The following is a 21,240-nucleotide window of genomic DNA, read 5'->3' on the forward strand; positions in this document are numbered from 1 at the left end:
GAGCAACACAGCCAGCTACGGGACACGCATCAAGTATGTAGCGTGTCCTTCCCTGTCTCACGATTACATTCAAAATTCTTATTCAGTATATTTAGTGCAAGATAGCATTCGCGTCTACTTGCCCGACGATGGGAATAGTACATGAACAAGACAAAAATTAGTACATCAGCTGCACCATCCGCCATTGGCCCTTATAGTCAGGCAATCCGTAGTGGTCAATTTCTTTATACCTCCGGTCAGATTCCTCTTGATCCGAGCACAGGCGAGATCGTTGGTGAAGATATCCAGGCGCAGACCCATCGCGTGCTCCAAAATGTGCAAGCGTTGTTAGAATCTGCTGGCGCTTCGCTTGATAGCGTCATCAAGACCACTGTTTTTCTGACAACTATGAGCAATTTTTCAGCCATGAATGAGGTCTATGCTACCTACTTTGGAGACACTGCCCCTGCACGTTCAACGGTTGCCGTGGTTGAGCTTCCACGTCAGGCACTGGTTGAAATCGAGTGTGTTGCACTTGTACACGAGTAGATCATGGGGGAAGATTGGTGAATAGCGCGACTATCTGGCGAACGACCCTTGCACAACTAGATATGACTCCCATCGATGCTTTAACCAAAACATGGTTACAAGATGCTCATCTCACGGAGCTTGCTCAGGATACTTCCGACGAGTTATCTCCTGCTGATCCCGGGCAAGGGCTCGCTTTTCTACTCCAGGTCCCCAACGATCTGGCCTATGACGTGATTACCACGCGTTGGCAACAACTCCTCGAAGACGTCCTGCAACGCGTCATCGGTCAGCCAGTGGCGTTAGCCGTACAGTCTACTGATCACTCCGATGAAGCGATATCTGAGCAGATTAAGCATCTTTCCGAGCGCGAGCGCGAGATACAATCATCACGTACAAACACGCAGCTCCGGCCGCAACAGACGCATCCACAACAGCAGCAACAGGCTCAAAATTCAAACGTATATTACGAGGATGCCCCTGTTGTGCCGTCCCAGTCGGAATTTTCCTATGCATCGCCCAATACTCTGGAGGATTGGGAAAATGAGCAGCGTGCCAATATGCTGGCCCATAACCGTTTAAACCACCGCTATACCTTCGATGCATTTATCGTCGGCAATAGCAATCGGCTCGCCCACGCCGCCTCGCTGGCGGTCGCAGAAGCGCCAGGAGAGTCCTACAATCCCCTCTTCCTCTATGGAGGCGTCGGATTGGGTAAAACGCATCTACTCCATGCTATCGGGCATCAGGGCGTCGATACCGGCCTGGCTGTACTCTACGTCTCATCCGAACAGTTTACCAACGAGATCGTGAACGCCATCCGCTACCGCACACAGGATGAGTTTCGCGCCAAATATCGGTCCGTCGACATTCTGCTCGTGGACGATATTCAGTTTATTGCCGGTAAGGAATCAACGGAAGAAGAATTTTTCAACACCTTCAATAGTCTCTACGAGATGAGCAAGCAGATCGTGATCTGTAGTGATCGTCCGCCAAAGGCCATCCTCAGTCTTGAGGAGCGTCTACGTTCTCGCTTCGAATGGGGCTTGATCGCTGATATCCAGCCTCCTGACCTCGAAACCAGGATGGCGATTCTGCGCGTCAAAGCTGATCTATTGCACTACCATGTGCCCGACGACATTATTGCTTACATCGCTGGACGCGTCCAGACAAACATCCGCGAACTTGAAGGCTGCTTGAATCGCCTGATGGCTTTCCAGAAATTACATCGAGCCGAGCTGACGATGGATATCGCTCGCGCAGCCATCTCTGTACTGGGCACGGATACGCATGAGCCAACGTTAAATAGCCAACAGATCGCCAAAGTGGTTGCCGACTACTATCACATCTCACTTGAAGCGATGTGCGGAAAGCAACGTGATAAATACATCGTCACGCCACGCCAGATTGCCATGTATCTTATTCGCCATGAAACGTCGACATCGCTGCTGGAGATTGGTCAGATGTTCGGTGGACGCGATCACAGTACGGTTTTGCATTCATGCGAAAAGATTGACCGTGCAATTACTGTCAATCAGACGCTACGGCGCGAAATCACAGCCATTCGCGAGCAATTGTCCCGCGAATAACAGTCACACAAGGGAGACCAGGTTACGTTATGCCAACCACGCCACCATCTATCCAGGATCTCACGACCTTCCTCATTGATCTCGATGGAGTTGTCTATCGAGGTGAAACGATTATTGCTGGAGCTAGAGAATTTGTCCAATGGCTCAATGATCAGCACAAAAAATATCTCTTCCTCACCAACAATTCTTTTGCCAGCGAGACACAGGTGGTAGAAAAATTGGGACGCGTCGGCATCGTCACAGATATTACACATGTGATGGCTGCTGCTCAGGCAGCGGTCCAAAACATCAAACACCGCTTTCCGGACGGTTCCGTCTATGTGGTTGGTGAACAACCATTGTTTGACATGGTGACAACCAACGGGCTCAAGGTCTCGAATAGCGACTGGCAGAGTACCGATGCGGTCCTCGTCGGACTTGATCGCGCCTTCAACTACAAAAAGTTAACCGAAGCGATATTGGCGATCCGCAAAGGTGCAGCCTTTGTAGCCATCAATCGTGATCCACTCCTCCCCATCGCGGGTGGAGCGTTGATTGCCGGTTGCGGTGCTATGGTTGGAGCAATCGAGGGCGGAAGCGAGACGACCCCAGAAGTAATCGGAAAACCGGAGCCAGCGCTCCTGTACGAAGCCATGCGCAAGCTCAATAGTCAAGCCCCCGACACAGTCATGATTGGAGACAATCTAGGGGTAGATATTGAAGCGGGCATTGCAGCTAACACACGCACCATGCTCGTCTTCTCAGGCAAAGATACACCTGAAAGCCTGTCTAAATCTACCCTGAAACCAGATTATATTTACGCAGATCTGGCAGCGGTGATGCAAGACCTCAAAGCCTGAACCGCGCCAGGCTCACCTATCGGGCAACGCGGGAGGCTCGCTTTCTGACGAAGTTGGACGGTCGACAATTGCCACGGTGCAGCGCGAGATACAAACCAGCTTATCCCGTTCATCGGTGATACGTATGTCCCAGACATGCGTCGTGCGTCCAATATGAACGGGAGTCGCGGTAGCAGACAACTGACCATCGCGCTTCGGTCGCAGATGGTTCGCATTGATCTCCAGGCCAAAAGCCATCTGACGTTGCGTATCGATATGCATCGTACTCCCCAGCGAAGCCACAGTCTCTGCCAGCAGGACAGAGACTCCCCCATGGAGATAGCCAACGATTTGATGATGCTTGGAACCGATCTTCATCGTTGCCACAGCCCGCTCTTTAGAGAGCTCCACCAACGTGATATCCAAAACATCCAGCACAGTTTCCTGGCCCGTCGTATTCAGATGAGCAAATACATCCTTTGATTCTGCATCCATTGCGTTTTTCATCCTTTTTGATCACAAACAACGGTCTCTTGCTTCGTCGCATTAGAGCACTTATTTGGAACTGGTCGAAGCATGCTTGGAGGATGGTACATTCAATGGCTCTTCAGCTTGAGGCACAAAAGCGATCCGCTTCGCCGTGGGCCAGAAAAGCAAAAATCCCAGGTAAAAGGCGACCAACCACAGAACCACAGTCATCACAATCGCCAGCGGCACATTCGTCCATATCTGATAAGAAGTATTTCCCAGTCCACCTAGCACATCTTTCAAGATGCCAAAAAGCGGGACAGCGATTAACAAGACCCAGGACAACCAGCGCATTTTCCCGAACCAGAAACGCCAGACCAGAAGATATGCCAGACTTCCATAAATCAGGATTGGTGTCAGATAAAATGGCAGAGGAACATGCAAGGTATTCAGGATACCTAAAAATCCACTTGCCAGCGATGCCTGAAATGCATTCGGCTTATCCAGACCTGTCTGTACCAGCGAGTAATGCCACCAGTGATAATTATAGGCAACAATATCTACCAGCATATTCACAGCCCCTGCCACCAATCCACCCAGCAGAGAAAAAAGCCAGACTTTCTTCGGTGGTCGAATGAGAAAGAACAGGAAGGCAAAATAAAACGCTAGCAGAAAAGGAATCACATACAGTGAAAAGATCAACGCCTCCATATGAGAGAAACTCCTTGCGCATATATAAAAAATAACATCTATACTCCTCATTCAGCCGAATAAAGAGATACCATGAATATCATACCGCCAGGAAACGCACTTGCCCAGACCAATCTCACGATCCCATCCAATACTGTCAAAGAAAGAAGCATCTCCCCTAAAGAGATCAAGCCAGCCGACGTAGCGGCGCGGCTCCGCCGTGCTGTCTGTGAATCGTATGATTCAGCCTGGGTGCGTCTCGCAATGGAAACCCATAAGGAACGTTATCGTACGAGCTCCTGACAGCACGGCGGAGCCGCGCCGCTACGTCGGTGAGCGTTCACACAATGAGCGAATGGGGATTTCTCTTTCTCTTCATAGTATTACATTCAGGCAGGCTCGTTCCTACAGATACATTGCATCAGGCCAGCTATCAGTGCACCGCGCAGGGGGACTGAGCCCGTCAACATATGCTCTCGCTCCAGATTGTGCATACCGCCACCAACCGAGCCCAGAGTATCTAATGTCGGCACGCCCGCCTCAATTAAAATATTGGCATCCGAGACGCCACCTTTCGACTCCGCTTTCAAGTGCAATCCCAGGGCAAGGCCCTCTGCTTCAGCCAGCTGCACCAGACGCTGCACAGCCTGAGTAGGCTCATAGGGAGGACGCCCCGTATTGCGCGTCAGGATCGCACGGGTATCAGGAGTGCTACTCGTTGCAGTGATGTTCTCCAGAGCTTCGGCAGCAGCATCCAGACCTCTGGCACTAAATGAGCGGACGGAAATAGAGCAGCTTGCGCGATCAGGCACAACGTTCAGCGGTTCCGAGCTACTTAATTTCGTCACATTAAACGTGACTCCCGGGAAGATCGCATGAAGATTCTGAATGGCCAGAATCTTATAGGCCAGTTCAACCACAGCTGAGCGTCCTTTATAGGGCTCAACACCTGAATGAGCAGAGACGCCATGTACCTCTAGCGTATATTTATCTGTACCTTTACGCGAATTTGTCAGGGAGCTCAGTTTACCAGCTGGTTCTAGCACCAAAGCGTAATCGACCTGCTTTGCGATCGTGCGGATTAGAGGGATGCTGCCAGGTGAGCCAACTTCTTCATCATTATTAAACAGCACGACCAATTCTTTATAGTCATCAAAGCCGGATTCAAGTAAGGCACGCAAAGCATAGATCGCCAGCAGAACGCCAGACTTCATATCCAATACGCCCGGGCCGGAGGCGACACCGTCATGAATGCTAAAGGGTTTGGCTTGAGCGGCTCCCACAGGATAGACAGTATCAACATGTCCGACTAATAAGACACTAACACGGCCAGTTCCACGCCGTCGAGCGACCAGATTATTGCCGAATCCCTGGGAGGGATGCAAACTGCTCGTAAAGCCAATCTCACTCAACCACTCCATCAGATAATCCATAATCTGATTGATCCCCGCAACCTGTCCGGTCCCGGAATCAATATTTACGAGGGTCTGCAAGCGGTGAAAATATTCATCCTGATGACTATGAAGTACGGGGAGATATCCCTGCGCGTAGGTCGAAATCTGTGACATATAACTACTATCCTTCGTATTGAGTGATCTCCGATGAAGAGTGGGGATGCATTCGACCATTGTATCACAGTGGATACAGCCTTTTACATGTAGAAAAAAATAAATCTCAGCTGTGAGAAGTATCCATTCATAGATCTGCTTTATATAAAAAAGAAGCGCTTATCGACATAAAAGATGCCAAAGCGCTTCTTGTAATAATTCACAACAGGCATAGGCGCCCTTGATAAAAAATCAGGTTAAGCAGTCATCACGCTCTACATTTGATGAATATCGACAAAACTAGTAGGCAAAATCAGGAGCGTCAACTTGAAAGGTCTGCCTCAGCCGTTTATAAGCCATGCTCAGGGAGGCCGCATGTCGGCTTCTCTCAAGGGGATCGGGGGACAAGACGCGCTGATAATCGCTTAAGTTAATATTGACGGCACTAAAGGCTGTCTGTAACGGACTTGTCTCATCGGTCAGATCGGTATGATTCGCCAGGTCGATCAGCAGAGCCGTCCGTTGTTTCATAGGGAAATCTACAATGATACGCGCTAATGTCATAAGTATCGATATGCGCATGAGACTATCCAAAGCGACCTCTGACGGATCGATATCGTCACCAGTAGAAAGCAGGTAGGAAACTTCACCATCCTGGACATTCGGACGAATCAGGCGTAGCTCACGCCGCCGCAGATCACGAAAATGATTATGTGCAACGGTACGTCCAAAGCAGGTCATCGAATGAATGGGAAGTCCCAATCCATTTTCAGCCAGTCGTGTATATTTTAAGGTTCGAATAACCGCTTCTTGCAATATATCGTCAGCAATATCATGTTCCTGACCGTGCCAGGAAGTTACGCCAGAAGAATATACCCATCCCAGAATATATGGTCGTAACGTACTATACAGTTCTCTCCAAACACGATCGGTTATCGTCTGGCGCTCACTCGTATGTAACACTGGTCGATAGACAGCCATCAGTTGTAACCTCCAGCAAAGACAGGGCTCCGATTCAGTAACAATGCTCAACCTACAGCCAAGCACGAAAGGTATTCGTTAGCAACAAAGCTGACCTTAGTTTCACCTACAAACACAACTCGCTTGCCCAACTTCTTATAAAGCTCTTTACACAGCTCATAATTCTTAACTTCTTCTATTAGATTTTATAACATACTAGAGTTAGTAATTCAATGTTTTCTGAGGGCTGAATCTCAATTTTCATGCGAATTACCAAAAAGTCTCAGCAAATATCACTCTTTTGCCAGGAAGCAAGCATATTAGCACAGTAATTCTTACCCATTGGTCAGAAAATATGTGCAAGAAAAATGCGCAGCCAGGTGATCCCCAAAAAATCTGATGACGCTGCGTTTTATTCATGAGGAATCATCAAAGGCACCATCGATTTTTTGGGGCCGGAGAAAAATGTTTTTTAATAGCCGAATTGCCAAAACGTCATATACAGATATACAAGCCAATAGAGCATGTGTTATCATAAGCGAGTATTTTTAAAATACGAGGAGAGAATCCACGTATTTTTAGAAGGGCATAGTGATGGATGAACGCAACCTGCAACGGATTGCCAAACATCTTAAAGATGAGGCCGCCCAACGGCGTGTTCATCACAATATCCAGCGCGGACGTAACGAAGTAACTGTGAGCATAGGAGGAGCATCGCGCCTGTTTGGCTTTAGCGAAAGCCAGCTACGCGATTGGGAAAAGATGGGGTTGATTAAGCCGATACGCCCGAGAGAAGGCACCGAGAGCAAACAAATTACCGGACAGCGTCGCTATTCTTTTGTCGAGTTGGATAAGCTGGCGATTATTCGTGAGCTACTCGATGAAGCGCATTTAACGCCAGGAGCGATTCCTCCCAATATCGACGAAATCTGGTCATCTCTCGCCTCACCACTCCATGCCACATCTCAGATCTTCGAAGATGATGCTGACGACCAGACTACTCCTCTTAGACCTCTACCACAGGCAGATGATCATATCAACAAGCGCATTACCATTGCCTATCGCGATCTACTCAACTGGCGCTTCTATGCCTCGCGTGTGTTATGGTTGGCGCTACAACTGGTCTATGAAGATGTCCCTGGTTTCTATGCCGGTCTGGTATTACCCGCACATGATTATAACCCCGATGAAGCTTCACGCGACCCAGCGAACTTACAAGCTGTCGGTGAATCTCTCATCGGTTGGCTCGGCCAAACACGCTCGTTTTTTACCTTTCTGACCTCTTCGCCTGTGTTTGAATACCCAAGCGATTATATCGTGCAGCCCTTATGCCCTCCTGAGTTACGCTTACAGATGCCTTTCTCTCCTGCACAACGCACATTGATTGTAGTGCAACGTGACGAGGCTCAGCACATCCGTCGCTCAGAAAAGGCTATACGCGCCGTCCTACGCCTGCTAGAGCCTCTCTACGAAGACCAGCAGCACTGGCAGCACTATATGGGCGAGGGGATGCAGGATCAGATAGCTCCTGGCATGGATTTTACCCCGAAAGTCACCGATGCTCTCCTCACAGGATTAGCCAATATGACGATTCGTCTGGGCGGCAAGACCTTCGATGGCCAGAGCCATTGGCAAGATTGTTGTATCTTCTTGCCCAATAATATGCTTTTACCTCTCCAGCAGCGCAGCTTGATCGTGCGTGCCAAAAGTAAGAATGCACATCACATTGTGGGAGTCACCTCAGCGGCTCCGGAGCGTCATGTGACCAGCCTGAGTCTGCGCGCCTATCAAAGTAGCCATATTATTTATCGGCCAGAGCTGGCACGAGAAGATATCCTGGCTCTTCATCGCGAAATTGAAGGGCCAATCCAATCGAACATTGCTGTTCCTATCGGCGGTGAGGCAGGACAACCCCTGGGAGTCTTGTATGTGACCTCGTACGATCGCGACGCCTTTAACGAGGAAGACCAACGTATCTTGCGCATTATCGCCAAGATTATTGAAGAGCTCCTACACATTTACAATGTCCGACAAAAAATCTCAGAGACTGTCGCCGATCTCTTAGAAGAGCCCGGAATTATTGATCCTCTCTTCAAAGACTTCGCCTCGGAGAACGATTTTCTCCGCGACCTGACAGAAACTCTGACCACCATTAAAGAAAAGGTTGAAAGACGGCAGGAGCTCACAAGCCCTACAGAATTAGATGGGCCTGTGAATGAAATCTCTTTTATTGCTATAGATATTGATAGCAATGTGCAGGAGTTAATTGCCAACAGCTATGGAGATCGCACGCTCTATCACCTCAATAAGGCGATTGGATTACGCATTCATGATCTCTTACCGGCGCTCTTTTCCAATCATCTCAATTGCACGCTTTATCATATCTATGGTGGAATATATTGCCTGCTTTTACGTGGCTTTACACTTGAGCGTTCTAAAAGTAACGCTGAGCGTCTACGCAAGGCCTTAGAAGGGAGTATCGCGGTTAAGCAATCAGACTTACCGGGTGGCACACTGACATTACCTGATATATCCGTTCACCTGGGAGTCACATGGTATCCATATCACAAACTGGCCGAATTTTTAGACCCTCGTCACATGCGGTCGATCACCGATGTGCGTTCAACGCTCTATCATTCTTTAGATTTTGCGCTTAAATTAGGCACGGACACCGGAGGAAATATCATTTACGCCTGGGACCCAGTGACCCAGACCTATACACCGCATCAACCGGGGGAGGAACTACAAAAGAAATAGATATATCCTAAAATACAGATGGAAGATGGAGGAGTGTGTTTGATGTTAGTGAAGGTATTCGTTTTAGGTCGTCCTGGAAGTGGCAAGACCACTGCAATGTATCATCTTCTCACATTAGCTCGCCAACGCAATTATTCCGCTCTCAGCATCGATGACTATAATATTCTACACCACATGTCTCAGCAGGATACTCAACACATCCAGTTTCGCGCTACTACCTATGATGGCTTTGACGTTTTAGATCCTGCTGTGTTCGATACCGCCCTTGAGATTCTTGAGCAACAGGTCCAAAGGATGGCCGTTCTGGAGTCCGATGGCATTATTACCATTGAGTTCGCTCGCAACGATTATGCTCAAGCTTTAAGCAAATTTAGCCTGGAATTTCTGCAAGATTCGTATGTCTTCTTCGTTGATGCAGATCTGGAGACTTGTATCAAGCGCATCTATCAACGCGTGAACTCGTCGTTTACACCGCATAGCCACTTTGTTTCTGACTATATTATGCATACCTACTACAGTCATGAGAATTGGTCCTATGTCAGCGCTGATCTCAAGACGGCTCATCACATTTTTAAAGATGTACGCAGCTTTCGCAACACGGGTAATGTATGCTCTCTCCTTCAGGCCGTAGAGGATTTTGCAGCACACCTTTTTCAGGCAGAGTTTCATGCAGCACCACTTTCCGAGCAGCAGAAACTGCTGGCACCAGTCTGATGCTCCGACAGAAGGTAGCTAAGCCCTGATGTGATCTGTAGTATCGTGGAGCACGCTTGCTATCGCAGCGTGGTTGACAACGAAACGCCCTGGTAGCGGACGACAGCGCTGTCGCTCGTTCACAGGGCGTTGAAAAATTCTTTTACGGACGCTTAGATATGTACCTCATGTTTCAATCGTTTGTAAGCAATACTTCGCAGAGCAGCATCTCTACCACGAATAGTGGGATCATCTGAACGCGGTCGCTTATAATCGCTGAGTTGCAATCCAACATCTAATAAAGCTTGCTCTAACAGAGACGGCTCACCATCCAGATCAGACATATTAGCCAGGTCGGTCAATAGAGCCACTTTCTGTCCCCGTGGAAACTTTGCCACGACCTGAGCCACTGTGACGATAATCGAGTCGAGCATCAGGTGATCAAGGGCGATCTGAGAAGCATCCACGATCTCAGAGCCCAGCATAGTTCCATCAAAGAGATGTTCTTCATTTGCATCTTGCATAGCATGCACAAGGCACCAATCCTTCTTGCGCCAGTCACGAAAATAGTTCAGAGCAATCACGCGACTCAACGCTTTTAGAGATCCAATCGGCGCCAGTTCTCCCCGATCGGCACGTTGCTGATAACGAAATGTACGCATCACCGTTTCATGTGCAATATCTTCTGCAATTTCTTTCTGTTGACCATACCAGGATGATACACGAGAATCACGCACCCACATCTCGGTCAATGGTAATAACCAGTTATATAAGTCGTACCATGATTGCCCGTCAACGCTACCGCTTTCATCCAAATGATCAGATGCCGCATTTTTGAACACGAGAGAAACCTCCTGGAATATTGTTTCCATCAATTCTGTGTGACAGCACTAATACGACATATGACTGAATACGCACTATATACCAGTGTTAGCGACTCTCGGTTTGACACTATTGCAACAATGCTAAATATTTTCCTGGCAGAAAGAAGACATGTACTGAAGAATGTTTACAAGCTAAGAAGAATTCCACTATATTTAATGTAAATGTTACCTGAAAGGAAGTTTTTTGTCAATGCTTCACAAGAAAGCTTCACATTTCAATAACTATAAGGTTATCTTCTATAAGTTTTCTCACCTTCAATTTAATTTTCCTGTTAATTCCACAAATCCCATCAAATAACCTCATACTCATCCATATTTATTGTACCCTTCAATAGCAAACCTCATCTTCCAGAGGCAAAACGGGTATACAAACACATACAACTGTGGTAATATTACATATGTGTCGCATGAGAGTTGTATTTCTCCACTTTTTCAGCGAGGCGAAGATGGATGTGCGCAGTAAACAATCGATACAGGAACATTTGCAAAATGAAGAAGTACAAGAACGTATTCTCCATAATATCCATAAGGGACGCGACGAAGCAACAGTAACGATCAGTCGCGCTGCTGAGTTATTTGGTATTACAGAGAATAAGCTGCGTGACTGGGAAGAATACGGAATTCTTAATCCTCTCAGACCAGGTGGTCCCAAAGGAAGACGCCTGTATACTCCCACTGAATTGGATAAACTGGCCATCATCCGTGAATTAATTAACTCGGGTTATGCAGTCAGTGAAATCCCTCCCAACATCAATACCCTCTGGAATACCACGCGTTCACTCGTTGCCCCCCTCCATCATAACGATGCATCTTCCGCACATGCAAACGTCAATGAGCTATCCATCAATCAACGCCTCACCCAATCCCGCGTAGATATCTTTTGGAGCTATTTTGTCACCCATACCTTACGTCTGGCCCTCAAGTTGATCTGCGAGGATATTCCCAATACAACTGCCGGATTGCTGCTTCCGCTCTCCCCCGATGCTCAAGTGAACGCGATCCGACGCATCGAAGATCTGCATACACTGGGAGAATCATTAGTAGGCTGGCTCAATCAGAGCGGCGTATCTCAGACCCTATTGACCAAACGGCCATGGTTTCAATACAGTTCCGACTTCCGTTTAGAGCATCTGCAGCTGCCATCATCGTCCGAGAGTGCTCAACCCGGCCCCATTGAAGATAAGACCCTGTTGATCGTCCAGCGCGAGACGGGTCCGGTAACATTAAGCAGCGAGATCATTGAGGCCGTCCATCGCCTTCTCAGGCCCTTATACGAGGATCCGGAGCGTTCACGTATCTGCCTGGGATCGGGGATGCGTGATATCATCGAGTCGGCGACCGACTTCTATACGAATATGAATCACGATGATATGATTCTCAATGGACTGGTGGACATGATTATCCATATGGGTGGCACCACCAGTACTGGCGAACCCCGCTGGCGCTTTTGCTGGGTTTTATTGCCACGTGATGCGTCTCAGCCAGCAAATATGAGCAATCTGATCCTGCGAGCACAGAGTCAGGATCATTTCCATACAAAAAAAATGACGCTCACTACCTTGGACAAGCATACAACCTATCCTTACATCCGAGCGCTCCAGAGTGGACACATCATTTATCAACCCAACATCCCGCCGACCGATGCTCAGACAGGGCAGAGAGATCAACATATACCTATTCGCTCGTCGTTAGCGATGCCTATTGCGGGAGAAGATGGACTGCCTCTGGGTGTCCTCTACATCACCTCGCAGATCTGCGAGGCATTCTCACTGGATGATCAACGCATGCTACGCCTGATGTGTCGCATGATAGAAGAGCTGCTGAAGACCTATCGCGTACGTCAGCAATCGACCCGCGATTTAACCGATATCATCAAAAAGCCAGAAGTCATTGATAGTCTCTTTGAGAGCTTCACGGCAGAGAACTCATTTAATGCTACCGTCGAAGAGTTATTAACACAGATCGAGACAACAGATATAGAGAACAGCGGCAGCGCAGGAAAAGGAACAGAGCAGGTTCATTCATTTATCGCACTGGAAATTGATAAATACAGCAGTCTGGCGAACAAGTATGGAGACCGTCTGGTACGTAATCTTGCACGGGAAGTAGGATTACGCATCCAGGAGCAGATCAGAACGCTCTTCAAAGAATATCCCGATTGCCAGCTGTACCATATCTATGCCGATCGTTTTTTCATTCTCCTGAAAAACATCTCGCTCGAACAGGCCCGCGAACACGCTGAACGCCTACGCCTGGGAGCGGTTGGCTCCTACAAACTAGATGTACTGCGTGCCTTTGCCGACCAGCAAATGCGGCACGAGAGCATGGTTGAACTGACCGATATTACCATCAGGCTTGGTATCACCTCATACTCCTATCCCAAGTTGAAAGAGATCCTGCGCAACCACACCCCCGCATATGCGATTCCTGAAGTACGCTCCATTATCACCTCTGCACTGGATGTGGCGCTCGTGAAGGGCCAGATCGAAGGTGGCAACGTGGTGATCAGTTGGGACGACGACCAGCGCAACTTCTTCCGCTGGTCACCGGCAAAAAAATAAATGGCGCATAGATGGCCTGTCGTCGTAATCGCTTCTTTCGCTCACATTCGCTTTAGCACAACAATTCAATTATATCCCTCATCTTCCAAAAACTCTCATCATTTCTGTTTTTCGTTACCTCTCATACTATAAACCCGTTACCTGTATATTAACAATATCAGCGCCTCCTTCCTTCTTTGCTCACGGCAGCATGGTTGCACGCACTCATTGAATTTATTTATATGTTTGGTTAGAGCAAGAGCTGGTGGCGCTGTCAGGAGAAACTTCAAATATGGCGATCACTGTATTCTTATTAGGAAGACCAGGTTCCGGCAAATCAACGGCAGCTCGTTTTATCAATCGGTTGAGCAGCCAACACTCCTGGTCAACCGTTCATCTCAACGACTACCCTTTTCTTTTGACACAATTTGCATCCGACCGCGAACATGTCAAATTCCGACCAACCGATTGCGGTGGATTCGATGTCATCGATTTCACCGTCCTGGACACAGTTTTACAGTCTATCGAGGACAAGGCACTTGCATATATGGCAATTCCTGATACACTACTATTGATTGAGTTCGCACGCAATGATTATATTCAAGCGCTGCAACAGTTTCAGAGATCATTTTTACGCTCAGCCTACTTTTTCTTTCTCAAAGCTGACCTGGACACCTGTGTGAATAGGGTCTATGAAAGATCTTATCATCCAACTAACAGAGACGATCATTTTATTTCAGAAGAGATGATTCGTAGCTACTACAAAAAAGATCAGAATACGTCCCTCATTCGTGATCTACTATCCAGTTATGGTGTCAGCGAGAAACAAATACATATGATTGAGAATAAAGGCACACGCCTGAGCTTTTATGAGCAGATTAAGGCGTGTACACAGGACATATTAGGTTATACTGAACATGTCACTCATCCAAAAGTAAATTATTACTCAGGTAGAGGATATTCGACAATAACTTATCACAAACACCCGACATCCAGCCATGTATATGAGAGGCCAATACCTGTAAATGATCCGGAAGCCTCGTAAATTTGACGCATGTGGTACATTATGAGTGATGTATCCCCCTAGTAGTTGATAGGAGATCCATGACGAGTGGCATCTACACGAACTCCATTTGAGAAGCTGACTCCGATCCATCCTAATCGTCGTATTACCTTAGAGACCGGGAAGCAACCGATAGCACCACGTATCATTGACCTCCTGGTTCCCATCGGCTTCGGACAGCGTGCACTGATTGTCGCACCGCCCCAGGCTGGCAAAACGACGATTCTGCGTCAGATCGCGGAAGCCACGCTCCAAAATTTTCCTGAGGCACGCCTCTACCTTTGCCTGGTCGACGAACGCCCCGAAGAGGTTACCGACTGGCGCATGGAAATGCGTAGCCAACAGGTACGGATTTATGCTTCAAGCTTTGATCAACAATCTTCCAAACATGGATTTATGGTTGAGCAGGCTCTGCATGACGCCAGACGCGAGGTTGAACAAGGGCGTGACGTCGTTATTTTACTCGATTCGCTCACACGCCTGGCACGTGCCCACAACTTGAATAGTGATATGTGGTCACGCAATCAGCGTGGAGGCTATGGCGGCAATCGCACGCTTTCTGGAGGCATCGATGCACATGCTCTTGAGATTGGTCGTCGTGTCTTTGGTTCGGCCCGCGCGCTCGAAGAGAGTGGTAGCCTGACTATTGTTGCCAGTTGTCTGGTCGAAACGGGCAGCCGTCTCGACGAAGTTGTCTACGAAGAATTCAAAAGCACCGGGAATCTGGAGGTCCGCCTCTCACGCGAGATGGCCGATCGACGTATTTTCCCCGCTATCGATGTTACTGTATCCAGCACACGTCAGGAAGAACGCTTGCTCACACCTGATGAGCTGCGTGCCATGGCTATTGTCCGCCGCCGGATGGCCGATATGCCGCGCCGAGACGCCTCTGAACAAGTTATACAACTTTTTGAAAAGACTCCATCAAACGCCCAGCTGGTGGAAGCCATCGTAAAACAGGGCTAACCTCTTATCAAAAGGCATCTCAGAAGACGAGCAGGTGCCTTTTGGTGACAACTCCATGTAGATCAGTAGCGTATATATAATGTATAGAAGCTTGCTATCTTCTTTCGCGAGAATACGGCAAGACGCTTTCATGGTGTTCAGAACATTGACCGGATAATAAGAATGGAGAGCAACTTATGCGCTGTCCTCATTGCGGTGGATTAAATCCCGACAATCTGCATTATTGTATCCGCTGCGGTCGCAACTTTGCGCCTCAACAACAGGTACGTTATCAATCGTCACCGCCTAACCAACCACCATCTGGCTATCCGCCGGCACAAAATCCGCAGCGGACCGTCTATCCACCTACCCAAAATACACCGTACCAACCTCAGCCACAGCCGCAACAGCGACCCGTAGCTCCTCCTGCTCAGGCCCGTCCTACCGTCGCAGCCAGAGCACCACAAAGACCAGCACGCCCGGCACCACGCGTACAGGAATCAAACTGGCATGTCGAGCCTGTAGTGCCAACAGCTGATGAGCCTCCCGCAACATTTCCACCCAAGACCGTTGCGCAGCTCAAACAGCTGGAGGCGGGAGCTCTCGATTATACACTGCTCAATGATGAAGGTGGCTACGGAAAAAAGAAGGTCGTGCAGATTGCCTTTCGTCGTTGTGTTCCCTGGCAACAGGTCGCAACGTTGCTGCACGTCTTCAAAGAGTACGATGATCCCAAATTCGATACGGTGATCATACAGGCGATTCATAGCCAGGAGGCACGCGAAATCTACGAATATACTAACGGACAACTCATCTTTGATCGCAATGTACGCCTTGGGAGCCAAACGCTCAATCGCTTCCGCATCGAGACCGATAATGGATACTCAACGGAGGCATTACGCATCGTCCTGGCCGAATAGCCAATCCCAGCACTGAGAGTAGGCATACATGCACACAGTCGCACTTATCTGCAAAAAAAGAGATGGACAGCCCATCAGTACAGAAGAAATAAACTGGCTGATTGAGCACTATACACAGGGAAAGATTCCCGACTATCAAATGGCATCTCTATTGATGGCTATCTATCTTCGCGGCATGGATGAACGTGAAATCAGTGATCTAACCCTGGCGATGGCCCATTCAGGAGAACAATTACATGTCAACACCCACGTGCCCATCGTTATCGATAAACACAGCACGGGAGGCGTTGGGGATAAAGTCACCCTGGCCGTTGCCCCTCTCGTGGCTGCCTGTGGAGTCGCAGTCGGCAAAATGACCGGTAGAGGGCTAGGACATACCGGCGGCACAGTTGATAAGCTCGAATCGGTCGATGGATTTAATGCAGAACTGTCACGTGAAGATTTTATACGCATCCTGGACGAGCATCAAATTGTCCTCGCGGGCCAGTCCAGCGACCTTGCTCCTGCTGATGGTAAGCTCTATGCTCTACGCGATGTCACGGGAACGATCGAGAGCATTCCACTTATTGCCTCCAGCATCATGAGCAAAAAAATCGCGATCGGCGCCTCGCATCTACTGCTCGATGTCAAATTCGGCTCTGGCGCTTTTATGAAAACCATCGAGCAGGCACGCGAGCTAGCACAGACAATGGTCGCGATCGGACGAGCAGCAAACTTATACACGGTCGCAGCCATCACGTCGATGGAACAGCCCTTAGGAAGAGCCATCGGCAACGCCCTTGAGCTAAAAGAAGCGATCGCCATCCTCCACGGCACAGGTCCCGCAGACGTCTCTGAACTCTGCTACCACGAAGCGAGTGAACTCCTTATCATGACCAGAAGAGCCGCAAACCATGTAGAAGCTCAACAGATCATCGAGCAAGCTATTCAATCGGGTGCGGCCGCAAAAAAACTCGCCGAAGTGATCGCGGCGCAAGGAGGCAATCCTCAACAGATTGAGCAGCCAGAGCTTCTACCTGCTGCTCCCGTACGCCTAATGCAGGTTGCTACGCACGATGGTTATATTGCGGGCATTAATGCCGAAAGCATCGGCATGGTCAGCATGAAGCTGGGAGCGGGAAGATTTCAAAAAGGAGAGCCAGTAGATCATCGTACCGGTCTGATACTGCAAGCGAAAGTTGGCGATTTTGTCAAAGCCGGCGATCCACTCATCGAAATTCATGCACGTAATAAAGAGGAAGCACATGAGATACAATCTTCCTTGCTCGCCTGCTATCAATGGAGTCAGACAGAGCCACCTACCCAGCCCTTAATATGCGATATCATCTATCCTTAAGGACTCCCACGCAGCAAGCACAAACCAGGCCAGAAACCAGTTTGTCTCGGGTGGCTACTTACTTCTGATACGTTTTTTCTTAGATCGCTCAACATCCCTTGCTCATCGGTAAAAAGAGCGGGAGAGTATATCGCCAGAGATATAAAAAAAGGGAGCCAATATTATAATATTGACTCCCTTTTTACGGGTAGCGCATACGGGATTTGAACCCGTGATCTCCGCCTTGAGAGGGCGATGTCCTGGACCGCTAGACGAATGCGCCTTATAGTGCTGCATAGAATCAGATGTATAGCATATATTCCCTACAGCCCAACCAGTATCCCATAATGATGAGAATTTGTCAAGCGATTGGTTTAAAGCAATACGGCATGGATTTGCCTATCTATCACAAATCCATGCCGTATGCGCTACGGCTATTTCAGTCTGGCTTCGATAGCCCCTAACTGTTCGCGTAGCTTGCGATTCTCCTCACGAACCTCATCCAGATCGCTGCGTAACTGCTTGAGCAGCCCATCATCCTTATCGCTGCTACTGAGCGTCCGAGCGACAACCAGATACGTACGCTGAACACCAGAATCCAGCTCATTTTCGGCCAGCTTCGTCAATACAGAGATAGCACTCTTGTCGCCAAATTCGGCCAGAGCTCTGGCAGCAGTGCCACGAGCAGGCGACCAGGTATCATGCTCAACTGTATCGATCAGCGTAGCCACAGCACGTTGGCGCGTCTGTTCGCTATAGAGGTGCTGTTGCTGTCCAACCGTCAGCAGGCCGACCAGAGCCGCCCGCCTGAGTACTGGATGGTTATGCTCATCACGAGCATACGTAACCATGGTATCTACCACACTATCCACGCCAGTGAAGCCCAGGCCACGAAAGATGCCCGTCTGAACCCAATATGTCCAGCTTGGTCGATCAAGCAGATCGGTGAGAAATTTGGCAGTCCCCTCGGTGAGTGTCTTCCCCAAAGCTTCAGCCGCGCTGGCTTCTACCAGATAGCTAATATCTCCAGCAGTCAACAATGTACGCAGAGCATCGGCTGACCGTTGCGCCAGTTCCGCATTGAGTGGTTGTTTATAGACGCCCAGTCCTCGCACAACGGAGTTACGCACCTTTGAAGAGCGTGTAGAATCTAATTCTTGCAAAGCCTTGATCAAGGCCGCCTGTACATTCTCACCACCAATGGTAGATAATGCTTTGGTGGCGGCTGACCTGACCCCCCAGAAGGGATCATTATTCAAAGCTGTCACAAGCGCCTCCCGACTCCCATCATCGTGCGTCTGAGCCAGCTCCTGAGCCGCCTCAATGCGTCCCAGAATATCCGCATCATGAGCCAATTGATAGCGCAACATTTTGTTCGAGCGCTCAAATTTCAGCGTCTTCAACAGCCAGCCATCGGGATCGATACGCACCATCACCGGCTCACGTTCAAGAGGCAGATAGAAACTCTGCTCGGACTGTCCATCCTCGCCCAGTTGAACCTGCCACTCAATCGTACGTGTCTGCCTGGGATGCTCGTTTTTGGACACTTCATCCGAAGTTGGAATAGTAAAGGAGATATCCAACGGCGTATAGAAGCAAGAGGTCAGCTCATCTACCTTCTGCGTCTGCTTGACCTTCACCCTGGCCAACTTACGCTCGCTATCCCAGCTATAATTGACATCCAGTTCGGGATGCCCGCCACCAAACACCCACTGCTGGAAGAAGCGTTCCAGACTATGTCCAGTCACCTCTTCCAGCGTGCGCACCAGATCAGCCGTCACGACCTGCTTCGTGCGATAGGTCTCCAGATAGGCTTTGATGCCACGACGGAAGTTTTGCTCGCCGAGTTGATGACGGAGCATATGTAACACCCAGCCACCTTTGTTGTAGAGGTGACGATCAAACAATTCGAAGCCCTGATTATGATAGACATAATAGACAATCGGACGGCGATACACAGCATCTTCAGCCAGATAACCAAGCTTCACATCCAGCAGCAACTGTTTAAACTCATCTTTGCCGCGATCATGCTCGCTCCACATCAGCTCAAAATAGGTAGCAAAACCTTCATTGAGCCATCCATTCGACCAGTCACGACATGTGACCAGATCGCCAAACCACTGATGAGCCAATTCGTGAGCTACCACAGGAACCAGATCGATATCTAGCGCAGCCCGTTGATCGGGTAGCAACGCAAAGCTATGGGTGGTACAGGTAGTATGCTCCATCGCTCCCATATAGATCTCTACGACGGTCTGAGCATACTTATCATAGGGATAATCAACGCCGGTAAATTCCTCGAAGAACTGGATCATCTGAGGCGTTTTGCCCATGAGAAGTGGAGCATCTTCACGGCGATCCTTGCGGACATAATAGTTGACAGGCTTGCCCTTATAAGAATCTTCGATGACCGCAAAATCTCCCACTACCAATGAGACCAGATAGGCTGCATGTGGAACGTCGTGCAACCAATGATGTGTTTTTGTTGCACCATTATCCTTAACGTCGAGCAGATTGCCATTGGAAACGGTAATAAATTGTGAGGGAACAGTCACGACGATCTCCGTTGTGGCACGATCATTGGGACTATCATGGCAAGGGAACCAGTAGCTGTGATAGCGTGGCTGCCCAAACGTCCAGGCGTGGACCGGGCGCGTCGGATCTTCCGCCTCCGGCTTCATAAAATGCAATCCGGTCCGTGGCTTGGCATGATAGGTGACTACGACTGTAAATTGTTCACCATGTTTGTATGGACGGTCCAGGATGATGATCAACTTGCTGCTCGTGGTCGAATAATCGAGTTTGGTTCCATTCTCTAGTGCCACTTGCTCGATTTGTAGCTCCACAGCATCTAAAGAAATAGTTCTGACTTCTTCATATAACGCCACAAATGTAGTAAACGCAGTACCACTGATCGTCTCTTGATCAAAATCAAGAGCAATATCCAGCTTTACATGCTGCACGTCGGCGGGTCGATCTGGAGCGAATTGAAGTTGATCGCCCGCTAATTCAAATGAACGGGCCTTTGGAGAGGGCAGCGCATTTATTTCCTGAAACATGAGTAAGCCATAGCCATTACCCAATTCCAATGCTTGAGCCCGTGTACAACTAGTCAAGAGACTACTCCCTTCTACAAAACAACATGCCTACAAAAGAAACTCTTCAGGTGCTCAGGAGAGAGCGCTTCCTGCCTCCTCGATCCTGAAAGCTTAGCACCTACAACATCACGGGATGTTGCAGCCATCCGAATCGCCAGGAGTCCTGAGTGAGTACCGAGGAAATGCATAAATCTTTACCCCATCAAGATGGGTTGATAGATGCTGTAGACATTCTCGTATGTTTCATTTTAACATGAAAAAGAGGTTTCCTGCTTTACTCAGACAAGATCGCCCCCCCCTATGTCAAAGAGGTTTCACAGCAGCTAAAAATACGCCATGACAGAAAATTTCTATCCTATCGCTATACTCAAGCGTATTAGGTATGGTGGCAAAAAGAGGAAGCCGATCATAGTCAGGTGGTCTTCTTTCCATCCGACGGCTATAGT

General features: G+C 48.7%; 17 protein-coding genes and 1 tRNA gene. 11 read left to right on the forward strand and 7 right to left on the reverse strand.

The features are described from left to right. Positions 1-141 precede the first annotated feature (141 nt). The 3 genes from AC27N8_RS20060 to AC27N8_RS20070 are packed head-to-tail and all read left to right on the forward strand — an operon-like array spanning position 142 to position 2,935. On the forward strand, positions 142-528 hold the full coding sequence (locus AC27N8_RS20060) for a RidA family protein (RefSeq protein WP_487069177.1): 387 nt from the start codon (positions 142-144) through the stop codon (positions 526-528). Positions 529-545: 17 nt separating this feature from the next. Beyond that, entirely contained in the window at positions 546-2,096 is a 1,551-nt protein-coding gene (dnaA, locus tag AC27N8_RS20065) for a chromosomal replication initiator protein DnaA (RefSeq protein WP_487069178.1), read from the forward strand. Positions 2,097-2,125: 29 nt separating this feature from the next. Next, positions 2,126-2,935, forward strand: coding sequence for an HAD-IIA family hydrolase (locus tag AC27N8_RS20070; RefSeq protein ID WP_487069179.1), 810 nt, complete (start codon positions 2,126-2,128; stop codon positions 2,933-2,935). A gap of 12 nt (positions 2,936-2,947) precedes the next feature. Here AC27N8_RS20070 and AC27N8_RS20075 read toward each other — a convergent pair whose 3' ends face one another. Both AC27N8_RS20075 and AC27N8_RS20080 read right to left on the reverse strand, forming a co-directional pair. Next, positions 2,948-3,409, reverse strand: a complete 462-nt coding sequence (locus AC27N8_RS20075; RefSeq protein ID WP_487069180.1) for a hotdog fold thioesterase — start codon at positions 3,407-3,409, stop codon at positions 2,948-2,950. A gap of 60 nt (positions 3,410-3,469) precedes the next feature. Next, positions 3,470-4,093 carry a hypothetical protein gene (locus AC27N8_RS20080; RefSeq protein WP_487069181.1) on the reverse strand — a complete coding sequence of 208 codons (624 nt, stop codon included), beginning with the start codon at positions 4,091-4,093 and terminating at the stop codon, positions 3,470-3,472. Between the two features lie 72 nt (positions 4,094-4,165). On the opposite strand from AC27N8_RS20080, the gene AC27N8_RS20085 reads away from it, so the two are divergent. Beyond that, on the forward strand, positions 4,166-4,375 hold the full coding sequence (locus AC27N8_RS20085; RefSeq protein ID WP_487069182.1) for a hypothetical protein: 210 nt from the start codon (positions 4,166-4,168) through the stop codon (positions 4,373-4,375). Between the two features lie 86 nt (positions 4,376-4,461). Here AC27N8_RS20085 and AC27N8_RS20090 read toward each other — a convergent pair whose 3' ends face one another. Together AC27N8_RS20090 and AC27N8_RS20095 are read right to left on the reverse strand one after the other, a co-directional pair. After that, the gene (locus tag AC27N8_RS20090) at positions 4,462-5,640 is read right to left on the reverse strand and encodes a M20 family metallopeptidase (RefSeq protein WP_487069183.1); all 1,179 of its coding nucleotides are present in this window, start codon (positions 5,638-5,640) and stop codon (positions 4,462-4,464) included. 279 nt (positions 5,641-5,919) lie between these two features. Then, positions 5,920-6,600, reverse strand: a complete 681-nt coding sequence (locus AC27N8_RS20095; RefSeq protein WP_487069184.1) for a hypothetical protein — start codon at positions 6,598-6,600, stop codon at positions 5,920-5,922. A 573-nt stretch (positions 6,601-7,173) separates the two neighbouring features. On the opposite strand from AC27N8_RS20095, the gene AC27N8_RS20100 reads away from it, so the two are divergent. Both AC27N8_RS20100 and AC27N8_RS20105 read left to right on the forward strand, forming a co-directional pair. Further along, a complete protein-coding gene (locus AC27N8_RS20100; RefSeq protein ID WP_487069185.1) occupies positions 7,174-9,336 on the forward strand; it encodes a MerR family transcriptional regulator in 2,163 nt (720 codons plus the stop codon). Between the two features lie 42 nt (positions 9,337-9,378). After that, positions 9,379-10,050, forward strand: a complete 672-nt coding sequence (locus AC27N8_RS20105; RefSeq protein ID WP_487069186.1) for a P-loop nucleotide/nucleoside kinase family protein — start codon at positions 9,379-9,381, stop codon at positions 10,048-10,050. A 152-nt stretch (positions 10,051-10,202) separates the two neighbouring features. Here AC27N8_RS20105 and AC27N8_RS20110 read toward each other — a convergent pair whose 3' ends face one another. Then, positions 10,203-10,871 (reverse strand): RNA polymerase sigma factor, encoded by a 669-nt coding sequence (locus AC27N8_RS20110; protein WP_487069187.1) that lies wholly within the window; start codon positions 10,869-10,871, stop codon positions 10,203-10,205. Positions 10,872-11,365: 494 nt separating this feature from the next. Here AC27N8_RS20110 and AC27N8_RS20115 point away from each other — a divergent pair, with 494 nt between their 5' ends. From AC27N8_RS20115 to AC27N8_RS20135, 5 genes are all read left to right on the forward strand, one after another. Beyond that, complete coding sequence (locus AC27N8_RS20115) at positions 11,366-13,474, forward strand: MerR family transcriptional regulator (RefSeq protein ID WP_487069188.1); 2,109 nt, start codon at positions 11,366-11,368, stop codon at positions 13,472-13,474. Positions 13,475-13,745: 271 nt separating this feature from the next. Then, positions 13,746-14,498 carry a DEAD/DEAH box helicase family protein gene (locus AC27N8_RS20120; protein WP_487069189.1) on the forward strand — a complete coding sequence of 251 codons (753 nt, stop codon included), beginning with the start codon at positions 13,746-13,748 and terminating at the stop codon, positions 14,496-14,498. A 66-nt stretch (positions 14,499-14,564) separates the two neighbouring features. Further along, the gene (gene rho, locus AC27N8_RS20125) at positions 14,565-15,482 is read left to right on the forward strand and encodes a transcription termination factor Rho (RefSeq protein ID WP_487069190.1); all 918 of its coding nucleotides are present in this window, start codon (positions 14,565-14,567) and stop codon (positions 15,480-15,482) included. A 176-nt stretch (positions 15,483-15,658) separates the two neighbouring features. Next, entirely contained in the window at positions 15,659-16,381 is a 723-nt protein-coding gene (locus AC27N8_RS20130; protein WP_487069191.1) for a hypothetical protein, read from the forward strand. 28 nt (positions 16,382-16,409) lie between these two features. Continuing rightward, positions 16,410-17,717 (forward strand): thymidine phosphorylase, encoded by a 1,308-nt coding sequence (locus AC27N8_RS20135; RefSeq protein WP_487069192.1) that lies wholly within the window; start codon positions 16,410-16,412, stop codon positions 17,715-17,717. Positions 17,718-17,905: 188 nt separating this feature from the next. On the opposite strand, the gene AC27N8_RS20140 is transcribed toward AC27N8_RS20135, so the two are convergent. Then, positions 17,906-17,979: transfer RNA gene (locus tag AC27N8_RS20140), tRNA-Glu, on the reverse strand. A 151-nt stretch (positions 17,980-18,130) separates the two neighbouring features. Then, positions 18,131-20,812, reverse strand: a complete 2,682-nt coding sequence (locus tag AC27N8_RS20145; RefSeq protein WP_487069193.1) for a M1 family aminopeptidase — start codon at positions 20,810-20,812, stop codon at positions 18,131-18,133. Positions 20,813-21,240: the final 428 nt, after the last annotated feature.

It is taken from the genome of Dictyobacter sp. Z7_2 (genome assembly GCF_057551105.1).

Bases quoted from the DNA above. Each gene is read 5' to 3' on its own strand.
- AC27N8_RS20060 (WP_487069177.1), top strand. From the start codon at position 142: ATGAACAAGACAAAAATTAGTACATCAGCTGCACCATCCGCCATTGGC.
- AC27N8_RS20070 (WP_487069179.1), top strand. From the start codon at position 2,126: ATGCCAACCACGCCACCATCTATCCAGGATCTCACGACCTTCCTCATT.
- AC27N8_RS20075 (WP_487069180.1), bottom strand. From the start codon at position 3,409: ATGGATGCAGAATCAAAGGATGTATTTGCTCATCTGAATACGACGGGC.
- AC27N8_RS20080 (WP_487069181.1), bottom strand. From the start codon at position 4,093: ATGGAGGCGTTGATCTTTTCACTGTATGTGATTCCTTTTCTGCTAGCG.
- AC27N8_RS20085 (WP_487069182.1), top strand. From the start codon at position 4,166: ATGAATATCATACCGCCAGGAAACGCACTTGCCCAGACCAATCTCACG.
- AC27N8_RS20090 (WP_487069183.1), bottom strand. From the start codon at position 5,640: ATGTCACAGATTTCGACCTACGCGCAGGGATATCTCCCCGTACTTCAT.
- AC27N8_RS20095 (WP_487069184.1), bottom strand. From the start codon at position 6,600: ATGGCTGTCTATCGACCAGTGTTACATACGAGTGAGCGCCAGACGATA.
- AC27N8_RS20100 (WP_487069185.1), top strand. From the start codon at position 7,174: ATGGATGAACGCAACCTGCAACGGATTGCCAAACATCTTAAAGATGAG.
- AC27N8_RS20105 (WP_487069186.1), top strand. From the start codon at position 9,379: ATGTTAGTGAAGGTATTCGTTTTAGGTCGTCCTGGAAGTGGCAAGACC.
- AC27N8_RS20120 (WP_487069189.1), top strand. From the start codon at position 13,746: ATGGCGATCACTGTATTCTTATTAGGAAGACCAGGTTCCGGCAAATCA.
- AC27N8_RS20130 (WP_487069191.1), top strand. From the start codon at position 15,659: ATGCGCTGTCCTCATTGCGGTGGATTAAATCCCGACAATCTGCATTAT.
- AC27N8_RS20135 (WP_487069192.1), top strand. From the start codon at position 16,410: ATGCACACAGTCGCACTTATCTGCAAAAAAAGAGATGGACAGCCCATC.